Origin of the sequence: Tumebacillus permanentifrigoris (assembly GCF_003148565.1) — a bacterium.
Classification (GTDB): domain Bacteria; phylum Bacillota; class Bacilli; order Tumebacillales; family Tumebacillaceae; genus Tumebacillus; species Tumebacillus permanentifrigoris.
In genome coordinates, this window is the sequence record NZ_QGGL01000005.1 from 228,599 (window position 1) to 240,531 (window position 11,933).

Sequence of the window (11,933 nt, forward strand, 5' to 3'; positions counted from 1 at the left end):
CACTCACTCCTTTTGGTCGATGATTACCCCTTCGGTCGGAACAGTAACGCTGCGAAAAACGAAAAGACGATCGCGGCCGAAATCCCTGCCGATGTCACTTCAAAAATCCCCGTGATCAAACCGACGATGCCGTGCTGCTCGGCCTCTGCCATCGCACCGTGTACCAAGGCGTTGCCAAATGATGTGATCGGCACCGTGGCACCCGCCCCTGCAAACTTGATCAGTGGTTCGTAGAGGCCCAATCCGTCCAACAGCGCCCCCGAGCACACCAGAACTGTCATCACGTGCGCAGGCGTCAACTTTGTCAGGTCCATCAACAGCTGTCCGATCACACAGATCCCGCCGCCGATCACAAACGCCCAGACAAAAGTCATGGAGAACGTCATGTCTCGCTCCCCCTCTCGATCACGACTGCGTGCGCCACACACGGGATCGATTCACCCTGTTGACTGGACAGTGGAGAGAGCAAAGCGCCTGTTGCACAGACGAGGATGCGCCCGAACTCGCCTTGTTGCATCCGGCGCATCAAGTGTCCAAACGTGACCACCCCGCAACAGGCGCACCCAGAGCCACCCGAGAACACTTCCGGCTGGTCTGGGTCAAAAATCAAAATGCCGCAGTCCTTGAACTTGTCGCCTAAGTACAGCCCCTGCTCCTCCAGCAACTCTGCCGCCAGCGGATGTCCGACGCGCGCGAGGTCGCCTGTGACGATCAGATCGTATTCGTCAACCGTGCGCCCCGTGTCCTGAAAGTGGCGCCAGATCGTGTCGGCCGCAGCCGGTGCCATCGCAGGGCCCATCTCAAACGGATTTTTGATGCCGAAGTCGACCACTTTGCCGATCGTCGCGTGTGTGATGCGCGGCCCAAGCCCCGATTTGGAGACGATCGCCGCCGCTCCGCCCGTGACGGTGCACTGCGCCGAGGGCGGCTTTTGCCCCCCATACTCGGTCGGATAGCGGAACTGCCGCTCTGCCGTCGAGTTGTGGCTAGCGGTGGCGGCGATCGCATGTGTCGCGAATCCGCTGTCTACAGTCAGCGCGGCCAGCGCCAACCCCTCCATCGAGGTTGAGCAGGCGCCGAACAGTCCCAGAAACGGCACCGCCAGCGTGCGGGCGCTGAAGTTGGCGGTGATGATCTGGTTGAGCAAGTCTCCTGCAAACATCACATCGATCTGCTCGCGAGTGACGTTCGCTTTGCGCATCGCGATCTGCACCGCCTCTTCCAAAAAGCGGCGTTCCGCCTTCTCCCACGACTCTTGTCCAAAATACGCGTCCTCGTTGATCTCATCAAAGTCCATCGCCAACGGCCCTTTGCCTTCCCTTGGCCCGACGATTACACCTGTGCCTTGCAGGACGGGCTTTGAATCAAACTGCCAAGTCTGTTTCCCGATCAATGGCATCTCCGCACCCCTCCTCTCGTGTCAGCTCGCCAGATGGAACAAATGCTTGACCAAGGCAATCACAAACGCGGCTACCGTGCCAAACACGATCACGGGGCCCGCTAATTTAAACATCTGTCCACCCACGCCCAGCACAAGCCCTTCGCTGCGATGTTCGATCGCAGCCGATGACATCGAGTTGGCGAACCCCGTAACGGGCACCGCCGACCCGGCCCCCGACCATTGGCCGATCCGATCGTATACACCCAAGCCCGTCAATAAGACGGCGAGGAAGATCAGCACGGCGACCGTCGGGTTGCCGGCGTTTTTCTCATTGAAACCGAAGTATGTGATAAAGACCTGTTGCAGAAACTGCCCCATCTCACAGATCAGCCCGCCAACCAGAAACGCGCGGATGGAATTGCTGACGACCGGGCGCTTCGGAACGTGCTGCTTGGCGCGTTTTTGATACTCTTCTTGGCTTTTGACGCCTTGCTTCACAACAGCTCCTCCTTCGCCTGAAACCTAGATTCCTGTAGGTGTAGCGTACCCAGTTCAGCAAAAAAGACACCGTCCGGCAGAAGTTGCCGGACGGTGTCCTTTTTGGTAAATCCCCGGTATGTCAGACGCGCTTGGCGTTGGTGATACGATCATACTTGACTGCGACTTGCTCATACCACCAGTAGTACCCACCTGCACTCGCAGCAAATACACAGAGCGCGACCGCCAGCCAGACGATGCGCAACCTGGAGCGATGCGTTGCCACCTGTTCCCTCACTACGTTCACCCCTTACACAAGGCATTCGTTCGTAGTATGGGACGAAGCGCGTGAGCTTAACCGAGTTGCTCCCGAATTTGCTGCATGATTTTCTTTTCCAGACGCGAGACTTGCACTTGTGAGATGCCGAGCACCTCTGCTACCTCCGCCTGTGTCTTGTCGCGGAAGAAGCGGAGGAAGACGATCAGGCGCTCTCGTTCGGGCAAACGGGTGAGCGCATCGTGCAGGGCGAGCTTGTCGAACCACTTGTTCTGCGCCTCGTCGGAGATTTGATCCATCAGGTAGATCGGGTCCCCGTCGTTTTCGAACACCGTCTCATGGATGGAGGCCGGTTGACGCATCGCTTCTTGGGCGAACACCACCTCGGTCGGCTCCATGCCCAGCGCTTCCGCCACCTCGTTGATGTGCGGTTGGCGACCGAATTTCTTGGCGAGTTCGTCGCGCATGCGTCGCACTTGGCGGGCGGTCTCCTTCAGCGAGCGGGAGATCTTCACACTGCCATCGTCGCGCAGGAAGCGCTGAATCTCACCGATGATCATCGGCACAGCATAGGTCGAAAAGCGGACATCATACGAGAGGTCGAACTTGTCGATCGCCTTCATCAATCCGATACAGCCGATCTGGAACAGATCGTCCGGTTCATACCCCCGGTTTAGGAAGCGTTGCACGACCGACCAGACCAGTCGCTGGTTGCTCAAGACCAGCGATTCGCGGGCTGAATCATCACCGGCTTGAGAATTGCGGATCAGCTCTTTGACCTGCACATCCGAATATTTTTGATTTGGAGTTGTTGTCTTCTCCATCAGCTTGTCCCCGCAGCCTTAGTGCTTGGCCAACGAATGATTTTTCAGGAATTTCACCATGCGTACACGGGTGCCCACCCCAGTACGCGAGACGATTTCGATCTCGTCCATGAAATTCTCCATGATCGTGAAGCCCATGCCGGAGCGTTCCATCTCCGGCTTGGATGTGTAGAGCGGCTCACGCGCTTCGTCGACATTCTCGATGCCGCGGCCTTGGTCTTCGATGATCAATTCGATGTTGCCATCAATGATCGAGCACTCGATGTAGACTTGTCCTTCTTGCTCTTCATAGCCGTGAATGATCGCGTTGGTCACCGCTTCGGAGACGACCGTCTTGATCTCCGTCAGTTCCTCCACCGTCGGATCGAGTTGGGAAACAAACGCCGCCACCGTCACGCGGGCGAACGATTCGTTCTGCGAGCGCGCAGAGAATTTCAGTTCCATATGGTTGTTTTGCATGCCTACGCCACCCCCGTCTCAGACAGTGCCATCGATTCGGTGCCAAAGATGCGGATGATCTTTAACATCCCGGACATTTCGAACAATTTGAGCAGTTGGTCGTTGACCGAGCAGAGCGCCATGCGCCCGCCGCCTGCAGTGACGCGCTTGTAACGGCCGAGGATCACGCCTAGACCAGAGGAATCCATAAAGCCAAGGCCTTCAAAATTCATGATCAAATGCGGGGTGCGGTTTCGGTCCAGTTCGCCCTCCACCCGCTCGCGCACCAATTCTGCCGTGTGATGATCCAACTCGCCAGACAGACGGACGATCAACGTATCGCCGCTGACAGCGGTCTCGATTTGCAAACTCATGTACGGCCCCTCCTCAGGAACAAATTCTGATCTTGGCTGTCTACTTCTACTCCGAATTTCAAGGTTCCTCCCCCTCGACAAAACGTCTATGCATTCGAGGAATCTTGCTATTTTTCGCGGAGGAAAACACAAAAACCCCTCCCGTCGCACTGAACTACCAGTGTGACCACAAGGGGCGGTTTTATACGTCTCATTGCACTTTTTTCAAAAGAGTTTCGATCCGGTCGCGGGTCAGCGGGCCTTGGATTTTCTCCACGACCTTGCCCTTGCGATCGAGCAGGAACGTTGTCGGGATGACCATGATCCCATAGGCGCTGGCCACGCTCCCCTCGGTGTCTAACAAGTTCGGGTACGCGACCTTGTAGCGCTTGAGGAGTTCGCGGGACACATCGGGTGCATCCTGTTCCGCGAGGTTGACTCCGACAATCTGCACGGAGTCGGCAAAATCGTGCGATGCCTGTGCCAAGTCGGGCAACTCCTGCCGACAAGGACCACACCAGGAGGCCCAGAAGTTCAGCAGCACCGGCTTGCCCAGATAGTCACCTACTTGGTGTCGCTTGCCTTCGTAGTCGAGCAACGAAAAATTTGGCGAGACCATCCCGGGGACGGCGGTGGTTGCGCGGGCCACTCCATCCGTTTGGATCAGCGTGCCCTGTGTGGCAGACGGCCCGCAACCGACGGTGCCGAGCGCCAAGGCGATCACGCCTACGAGACGAGTGATGCGAGGTATGCGGTTCATGCTGACGTTCCTCCGTTTCGCAAGTTGCGTTCGGTTCGTTACGTTCAGCATGCCCGATTTTTGGGGGTCCTACCCCAACTCCTCCTATACTTTCCTACTATATAGAAGGTGGCTAAAAGTCGAGGTCCAATTCGCCCTCTGTCAACGCGCGGTGCATGCGCATCTGCACCGCGTAGGACACTACCTCCAAACCTCCGACGATAAACCCATGCGCCTGCGCACCCTCGCCCTCCAGCCGTGCCCGCAATCCGCGCAAAAAGTCCTCGACAGACGGTTCCATCCCCTCGCGCTCGGTCAACAGCAACGGCATGGACTTGCCGCGAACGGACAGCGCACTCGCCGCCACGCCAATCGCCCATTGCTCGATCGGCACCAAGGTGACCGGGGCAGCACTTCGCTCGCGTCGACCCCAGCCGAAACGGGACTTGTGTCGGAATTTTGCGAAACGCACCGACATGTCAAAAGCGTCGTGGCCGCCGATCCACGCTTCGACTTTGGACCCGTGTGCGCGGATGTCACTGCTGATGCGGGCGGGCAGGTAGGTCTCAGGCGCCGCAACAAACATCCGCGTGCGCGGATGTTTCTTCAACCAACGCACGGTGCTGGGGTAGAGTCCCTGCTCCGAAGCAAAGAGGATCGGTGTTCCGGTGTGTGCGGCATACCCGCCTGCGACGGTGCCGCCCGCCAAGGGATCGACGGAGACCAGCAAGGCATTGCCCGATTCTGCTCCGACTTCTAGATCGGCGATGCGCTCTACCGTGTCCCACAAGTCGTGGCCCATCAAGTGCCAGATGGAGAATCCCAGATCCGCGAGGTCGTGCAACGTGCGAGCATGCACCGCTCCAATCACGATCACCTGAGCGGTCAGAACCTGCCCACGCGGCGAGAGGCGGATCAACTCGCGCGACACCGCTTCCTCTAATCCTTCGGTCGCTGTATAGAGCAGGGCTGCTGCATACGGATGGTGCATCAGCCGAGCCGCTGCCAGAACTTCTGGGTAGTACTCCGGTCGGGCGAGCAACACGGTGTTGGGACGGGTTGCTGGGTAGACGGTCTGGGCGATTCCAATCGAACTGCTGACGGCATCCCAACCCAAAATCCGCGTCGTAGCCGTAGTGGAAGCCTGATATAGAGATGGATGGAGATGCTCTGGCATGAAATTCCCCCCTCTCCTATCGCGAATGGGAACATTCTTCATCATCTATTCATAATTTATGCGTAGAATTTCCTAGTCTTGACTGGACAGTAAAGAAACCATCTGGTATATTTGTCAGGAAACTCGTATAACCTGTATATTATTTAATACGTGACTGCCGTTCACGTTTTGACAGATACACTATTTCCTTTAGCGAAATAGTGTTGTACAATCAATATAGGAACACGAAAGTTTCTCAATCTTAACTACTGGGTGGGAGGTTTACCCCATGACTACATCACTTGGACAGAAAATCAGGGAGCTTCGCATTTTGAAGGGCCTCACTCAAAGTGACTTGGGCTCCGGCATGGTGACTCCGAGCATGATCTCGCAGATTGAAGCGGATAAAGCGAATCCTTCTCATAAACTGCTCTGCGCAATTGCAGAGAAACTGGAGACTTCGGTCGATTACTTCTTGACCGACATGCAGACCAAGCTCGAACAAACCAGCACGTACAAGCTGGCGAAGGCGTTTATGGAATCAAGCGAGTACGACCGTGCGATCTCGTTGTTGGAAGAACTGCTCGAGAACCCGGCTCCGCACTTGCAACTGACCAATATCTCGTTTGACCTCGCGAACTGCTACCTGCACGTTGAGCAATTCGAACGCGCAACGGAATTGTTCGAAGATGTGCTGGACGGTTCCGTCCGCACAGGCGAACACAACACCGCAGTTCTCGCCCTCAACAAATTGGGTGTGATCCAACTGCGCAAGGAGAACCTGCTGCTCGCTCAATTCCACTGGAAGAAAGCCTATCAGATCATCTCCCGCACCGAGAACATCGATGTCTCGACCAAGGCATTTGTCATCACCAACCTCGGCATGGTCAACCTCAAGCTCGGCGAATACCGCGATGCGCTCAAGTACTACACCGAGTCCTATCACTTGCTCCAAGGGACGAACTACTTGAAGCTGATCGGGGAAACGTACAACGGCCTGGGTCACGCGAACAAGGAAATGAAGAACTACAAAAAAGCGGTTGAGCATACCCAAGACGCGATTGCGATCTTCAAGTCGCTCAACTACGTCAAAACTTCCTATGACAACAAAGTCAACCTCGCGATCATCAAAGGCGAGGAAGGCAAAACTGAGGAAGCGCTGGCGTTGCTCGAAGAATGCATGGAGGGCTATGCCAAGCACGGCAGCGAGATCGACATCGCGAACGTACACTCCGAACTCTCTCGCCTGCTGCTGAAGGAAAAGCGCTATGCAGACGCTGAGAAACATGCAACGCAATCCATGCAACTGATGGAACCTTCGATGCGTGAAATCGCGTTCATTTACCGCACACTGGCTGAAATCAAGCTGGCGACCGAAGACTTCGACACCGCTGTTGACTATTCGGAGAAAGCGATCGAACTGTTCCAAAGCAATGACATGATCGGTCAACTGACCAAGACCTACGCCCTGCTTGGCGAGATCTACAAGTCCCGTGGTGACTTCCTCTCCGCTACCGAATCCCTGCAGAAAATGCAGACGATCGTGGAGTCGAACCTGCGCGACCGCATCATGGTGATGTAAAATCGAAATCCCTTGCATTCTATGAATGCAGGGGATTTTTTATGAACTAAACTTATCGCTGCCAATCCAAGACGCTGACCAGCGGCAGATGATCTGACGCAGGACTTGGCACCGTGTAACTGTTCGTGCTCTGGAAGTGTTTCGAAGCCAACACATAGTCGATCTGCTCGCCGCTGCCAGGGAATGTTTCGACTGGTTGTGGCGTTGTCGGTGGGAACTGTTGCAACCACGGTTGCAATTCAGCCGCTTGTTCATTGGTATTGAAGTCGCCCAGCACCAACACTGGGCCGTCCGTAGCTTGCAACCGTTTGTTGAGTTCTGCCACATCTCGAGCACGCTCCTGCTGGACGAGACCCAAGTGCGTGACAAGTACACGCAAGGCTTGACCTTGCACTTGCAACGTAGCGAGCAGGGCGACTCGGTCTTCCTTGCGACTTTTCAGCTCGATGCGTTCCGTTGCGAGAATCGGGTAGCGCGAGAGCAGGACATTGCCGAATTCGAAGGGACCGACAGTCAGCGCGGATTCGAAGTGATAGTTGAGGCCCAGCGCCTCGGAGATCAAGCGCGGCTGGTCTTCAAACTTCGAGCGCGGGCTGTGTCGCTCCACTTCCTGCAGGCCGATGATATCTGCGCCGGTCGCTTGTAACGCCTGAATTGTTTCTTCAAGATTCAGATTATTTTCAGCATCCTTGCCGATGTGGATGTTATAGGTGGCTACTTTTAGCTGTTTCACTTCGCCAGTTGTCACCGTCTGCGCTTGCAGATCCGCTTGTGCAAAGCTTGTCCGCTCGGTATGAGGCACGGCGAGGATCAGGAGACATCCTGCCGCCAACAAACTGAACCATCTTCCTTGCTTCATCCCTTTCACCTCATACCCTATCTATGACTGTACAATCAGTATAGAGTAATTTTTATTTTCTGACAATGGAGGGTGAAAAAAATGCCTTGTTGATCCGTAGATCAACAAGGCATTTTCGTCCTGACATGTGGAGCGGAAGATGGGATTCGAACCCACGACCCTCGCCTTGGCAAGGCGATGCTCTACCCCTGAGCCACTTCCGCGTGGACATGGTGCCTTTTACCGGAATCGAACCGATGACCTCATCCTTACCATGGATGCGCTCTACCTACTGAGCTAAAAAGGCGTGGCTCCCCGAGCAAGACTCGAACTTGCGACCATCCGATTAACAGTCGGGCGCTCTACCAACTGAGCTATCGAGGAATAATCTGGTGGAGAGTAGCGGATTCGAACCGCTGACCCCCTGCTTGCAAGGCAGGTGCTCTACCAACTGAGCTAACCCCCCAGAAGGAACAAGAAAGAAAATGGTGGAGAGAGAAGGATTCGAACCTTCGAAGCTTACGCAACGGATTTACAGTCCGCCCCATTTGGCCACTTTGGTACCTCTCCACGAAAAGTAAATTTGGTAGCGGCGGAGGGATTCGAACCCCCGACCCTCCGGGTATGAACCGAATGCTCTAGCCAGCTGAGCTACACCGCCACAGGAATTTTGAAGATGGCGGAGAGAAAGGGATTCGAACCCTTGAGACGGTTTCCCGCCTACACGATTTCCAATCGTGCTCCTTCGACCAAACTCGGACATCTCTCCATGTATGCAATTGTTACTTTTCTTTCATCGTGACCGACGAAAAGTTATCGTGGCGGCGACAAGAAGAAATATACCACGCTCCCTATGAATCTCTCAATCGACATTTTCGCTCAGAAGTAGACAAATAACGCACTGGTCTCTCCCTTGCTTTCTCTAGAATGGTGGATCATCCTTTTTCATAGGTGTCGAGAATGATTTAAATCAGATCATAAAAAAACGGCAGACGCGGTTTAACGCGCTTGCCGTTTTTTCGGGAATGCTGCCTTAGACGACATCGTAGCCTGCGTCCTCGATGGTGTCGCGCAGTTGGCCGACGGAGAGTTTTTGCGGGTCGTAGTGGACCTCGACGGTGCCAGTTTCCAAGTTGACGGACGCTTGGTTAACCCCCGCTTGCTGCAGGGCGCTTTCAACGGCTGCTTTGCAATGTCCGCAGGACATGCCTTCGACTTTCAGGGTGATCTGTTCCATGATTGTGACTCCTCTCAATCTGTTAGTCTAGCTTGATGCGCTTGAGGCGCAAGGCATTCAACACAACCGATACGGAACTGAACGCCATCGCGGCCCCGGCTACCCAGGGCAACAACAACCCTGCAGCGGCGATCGGGATGCCGATCACGTTGTAGGCCAGCGCCCAGAACAGGCCTTGGCGGATGTTGCGGATCGTCGCTCGCGACAGCCGAATCGCCCGCACGACCCCCTGCAGATCACCGCCGATCAGCGTGACATCAGCCGCTTCCAGCGCGACGTCAGCCCCCGTTCCAACCGCGATGCCGATATCAGCAGTCGCCAACGCTGGAGCGTCGTTGATCCCATCCCCGACCATCGCCACCACCCGACCCTCGGTCTGGTAACGCTTGACGGCATCTGCCTTGGCTTCTGGAAGCACCTCCGCGAGCACCTCATCGACCCCCACGAGGCGAGCGATGGCAGCAGCAGTGCGGCTGTTGTCGCCCGTGACCATGATGACGCGCAGGCCGAGTTTTTGCAGTTCGACAATCGCTTGGCGGGAGGATTCCTTGATCGTGTCAGCGACTGCGATCAGTCCGGCAGGGACGCTGTCCACCGCGACGATCATCACCGTCTTGCCCTCCTGCTCCAGACGTTCCATCTCGATCTCCAACTCTTGGTATACGTTCGTTGTGCTGATTCCTTCCTCCTGCATCAAGCGTCGGGTGCCGATCAACAGATCGCGACCCTCCACCCGTGCGCGCACCCCGCGTCCTGTGAGGGCTTCAAATGCCTCAGGATCGGGCAAATCTGCCTCTGCCTCCCCTGCAGCCACGATCGCGCTGGCGAGCGGATGCTCAGAGCGCTTTTCTGCAATCGCTGCGAGGCGCAGCAAGTGGCTGGCTTCTCGCTTCGCCTCCTGCGTCGTGCTGGAGGCGAGGATGATGTCGGTGACGGAGGGGCGACCCGTGGTGATCGTGCCCGTTTTGTCGAGCAGGATCACGCTGGATTTTTGGAGCGTTTCGAGATGTTCGCCACCTTTGAACAGCACGCCTTGCTCTGCCCCCTTGCCGGTCCCGACCATGATCGAAGTCGGTGTGGCGAGACCGAGCGCACAGGGACAGGCGATCACCAACACCGCCGTAGCGTTCATCAGCGCCATCGAGAGGGCATCGTCCATCGTCCCGTTCAGCAGGAAGTACCAGACGAGAAATGTCACCAGCGCGAGACCGACGACGATCGGGACAAATACTCCTGAGATCACATCTGCCAACCGCTGGATCGGCGCTTTTGATCCTTGCGCATCCTCCACGACGCGGATGATCTGCGCCAGCACCGTCTCGCTCCCGATGCGCTCGACACGAAATGACAGAGCCCCGTTGCCGTTCAACGTCGCGCCGTAGACCGCATCACCTGGCTGCTTGGTGACCGGGATCGATTCACCGGTCAGCATCGATTCCTCCACGTTCGAGGAGCCATCCAGCACGGTGCCATCGACCGGGATCTTCTCCCCTGGACGCACCAGCACCACGTCGCCAACGCGCACCTCCTCGATCGCCACATCCACCTCGCGCCCCTCACGCAGCACGCGCGCGGTCTTGGCCTGTAGATGGAGCAATTTCGAGATCGCTTCCGATGTGCGCGATTTTGCTAAGTGTTCAAAGATCTTGCCCAGTTGGATCAGCGTGATGATCACCGCACTGGTTTCAAAGTAGACATGATTCCCGCCGCGCAGGATCATCCACACGCTGTACAAGTACGCGCTGGAGGTGCCCAGCGCGACGAGGACGTCCATGTTCGCGCTCTTGTTCCGGAGGGACTTATACGCTCCCACGTAGAATCCCCACCCGGCGAGGAACTGAATCGGCGTGGCCAACGCCCATTGGATATAGGGGTTCATCAGCACATCTGGAGCGGCTGGTATGCCCACCATCTCCAACATCACGAGTAAAAACGGCAGTGTCAACACCGCCGACATCCAAAACAGCGCGACCTGACGCTTCCAAGCCGCGTCTTGGTTTAGCTTCGGCTTGCCTTCCTCTATCGTCTGGGCGCCAAAGCCCAGTTTTTCCACGCGGGCGATGAGGTCACCCGTCGCCAATTTCGCAGGGTCAAATGCGACCGTCGCTCGCTCCATCGTCAAGTTCACATGGGCTTCCTCGACACCTTCAAGCTTGCGCACGACCTTCTCGATCCGTGCGGAGCAAGCGGCACAGGTCATGCCTGTGATCTGCAGGGTTACTTTTTCCATCGGGATACCCCCTCCCCCTATTTCGTAAACACGCGCATGACGTCCATCAGTTCGGCGATATGATCATCGCCGCCCCCGTCGCGGATCGCGGTCGTCACGCATCCGCGCGTATGGCTTTCCAAGAGCTTGAGCCCGATTTTGTGGCTTGCCGATTTGATTGCTGCCAGTTGCACGAGGATGTCGATGCAGTACCGGTCGTCCTCGATCATTTTTTGCACACCGCGAATCTGCCCTTCGATCTTCCGCAGGTTTTTGATCAGCGTTTCTTTGTCGCGTTCCGATTGGTGCATCTAAACCATACCCCCCTACGGTATCCATTGTACGCCTCAAACCTCCAACCCGTCAACCTATGTGCTTTTTTCTACCCACCTTTTTCTTATATAATAAACAAAAGAGATGAG

Annotated in this window: 14 protein-coding genes and 7 tRNA genes; 1 reads left to right on the forward strand and 20 read right to left on the reverse strand. The window is 56.1% G+C overall.

The annotated features are described in order from the left end of the window. Window positions 1–23: 23 nt before the first annotated feature. The 9 genes from spoVAE to C7459_RS07605 form a co-directional block, all read right to left on the reverse strand. A complete protein-coding gene (gene spoVAE / locus C7459_RS07570) occupies window positions 24–374 on the reverse strand; it encodes a stage V sporulation protein AE (protein WP_109688128.1) in 351 nt (116 codons plus the stop codon). 8 nt (window positions 375–382) lie between these two features. After that, complete coding sequence (gene spoVAD, locus C7459_RS07575) at window positions 383–1,399, reverse strand: stage V sporulation protein AD (protein WP_109687992.1); 1,017 nt, start codon at window positions 1,397–1,399, stop codon at window positions 383–385. A gap of 21 nt (window positions 1,400–1,420) precedes the next feature. Next, complete coding sequence (gene spoVAC / locus C7459_RS07580) at window positions 1,421–1,879, reverse strand: stage V sporulation protein AC (RefSeq protein ID WP_109687994.1); 459 nt, start codon at window positions 1,877–1,879, stop codon at window positions 1,421–1,423. 121 nt (window positions 1,880–2,000) lie between these two features. Next, a complete protein-coding gene (locus C7459_RS23250) occupies window positions 2,001–2,156 on the reverse strand; it encodes a hypothetical protein (RefSeq protein ID WP_170119343.1) in 156 nt (51 codons plus the stop codon). A gap of 56 nt (window positions 2,157–2,212) precedes the next feature. Then, on the reverse strand, window positions 2,213–2,959 hold the full coding sequence (gene sigF, locus C7459_RS07585; RefSeq protein ID WP_109687996.1) for an RNA polymerase sporulation sigma factor SigF: 747 nt from the start codon (window positions 2,957–2,959) through the stop codon (window positions 2,213–2,215). Window positions 2,960–2,977: 18 nt separating this feature from the next. Next, the gene (spoIIAB, locus tag C7459_RS07590; protein WP_109687998.1) at window positions 2,978–3,418 is read right to left on the reverse strand and encodes an anti-sigma F factor; all 441 of its coding nucleotides are present in this window, start codon (window positions 3,416–3,418) and stop codon (window positions 2,978–2,980) included. A 2-nt stretch (window positions 3,419–3,420) separates the two neighbouring features. Beyond that, window positions 3,421–3,771 (reverse strand): anti-sigma F factor antagonist, encoded by a 351-nt coding sequence (spoIIAA, locus tag C7459_RS07595; protein ID WP_109688000.1) that lies wholly within the window; start codon window positions 3,769–3,771, stop codon window positions 3,421–3,423. A 190-nt stretch (window positions 3,772–3,961) separates the two neighbouring features. Next, window positions 3,962–4,510, reverse strand: coding sequence for a TlpA family protein disulfide reductase (locus C7459_RS07600; protein WP_170119344.1), 549 nt, complete (start codon window positions 4,508–4,510; stop codon window positions 3,962–3,964). A gap of 112 nt (window positions 4,511–4,622) precedes the next feature. After that, complete coding sequence (locus tag C7459_RS07605; RefSeq protein ID WP_109688004.1) at window positions 4,623–5,666, reverse strand: hypothetical protein; 1,044 nt, start codon at window positions 5,664–5,666, stop codon at window positions 4,623–4,625. A gap of 268 nt (window positions 5,667–5,934) precedes the next feature. On the opposite strand from C7459_RS07605, the gene C7459_RS07610 reads away from it, so the two are divergent. Further along, on the forward strand, window positions 5,935–7,227 hold the full coding sequence (locus tag C7459_RS07610; RefSeq protein WP_109688007.1) for a helix-turn-helix domain-containing protein: 1,293 nt from the start codon (window positions 5,935–5,937) through the stop codon (window positions 7,225–7,227). A gap of 52 nt (window positions 7,228–7,279) precedes the next feature. Here the strand turns inward: C7459_RS07610 and C7459_RS07615 are convergent, their stop codons facing one another. The 11 genes from C7459_RS07615 to C7459_RS07665 all read right to left on the reverse strand — a co-directional run bounded on the left by C7459_RS07615 (window position 7,280) and on the right by C7459_RS07665 (window position 11,822). Further along, a complete protein-coding gene (locus tag C7459_RS07615) occupies window positions 7,280–8,086 on the reverse strand; it encodes an endonuclease/exonuclease/phosphatase family protein (protein WP_109688009.1) in 807 nt (268 codons plus the stop codon). A gap of 128 nt (window positions 8,087–8,214) precedes the next feature. After that, window positions 8,215–8,289, reverse strand: a tRNA-Gly gene (locus C7459_RS07620). A 7-nt stretch (window positions 8,290–8,296) separates the two neighbouring features. Beyond that, window positions 8,297–8,372 (reverse strand) — tRNA-Thr (locus C7459_RS07625). A 1-nt stretch (window position 8,373) separates the two neighbouring features. Further along, window positions 8,374–8,449 (reverse strand) — tRNA-Asn (locus C7459_RS07630). A gap of 6 nt (window positions 8,450–8,455) precedes the next feature. After that, window positions 8,456–8,531: transfer RNA gene (locus C7459_RS07635), tRNA-Ala, on the reverse strand. Between the two features lie 20 nt (window positions 8,532–8,551). Next, window positions 8,552–8,635: transfer RNA gene (locus tag C7459_RS07640), tRNA-Tyr, on the reverse strand. A gap of 14 nt (window positions 8,636–8,649) precedes the next feature. Further along, a tRNA-Met gene (locus C7459_RS07645) sits at window positions 8,650–8,726 on the reverse strand. A 16-nt stretch (window positions 8,727–8,742) separates the two neighbouring features. Beyond that, window positions 8,743–8,834: transfer RNA gene (locus C7459_RS07650), tRNA-Ser, on the reverse strand. A gap of 264 nt (window positions 8,835–9,098) precedes the next feature. Next, complete coding sequence (copZ, locus tag C7459_RS07655) at window positions 9,099–9,302, reverse strand: copper chaperone CopZ (protein ID WP_109688011.1); 204 nt, start codon at window positions 9,300–9,302, stop codon at window positions 9,099–9,101. A gap of 22 nt (window positions 9,303–9,324) precedes the next feature. After that, a complete protein-coding gene (locus C7459_RS07660) occupies window positions 9,325–11,532 on the reverse strand; it encodes a heavy metal translocating P-type ATPase (RefSeq protein WP_109688013.1) in 2,208 nt (735 codons plus the stop codon). Between the two features lie 17 nt (window positions 11,533–11,549). Then, window positions 11,550–11,822 (reverse strand): metal-sensitive transcriptional regulator, encoded by a 273-nt coding sequence (locus tag C7459_RS07665; protein ID WP_109688015.1) that lies wholly within the window; start codon window positions 11,820–11,822, stop codon window positions 11,550–11,552. Between the last annotated feature and the right edge of the window lie 111 nt (window positions 11,823–11,933).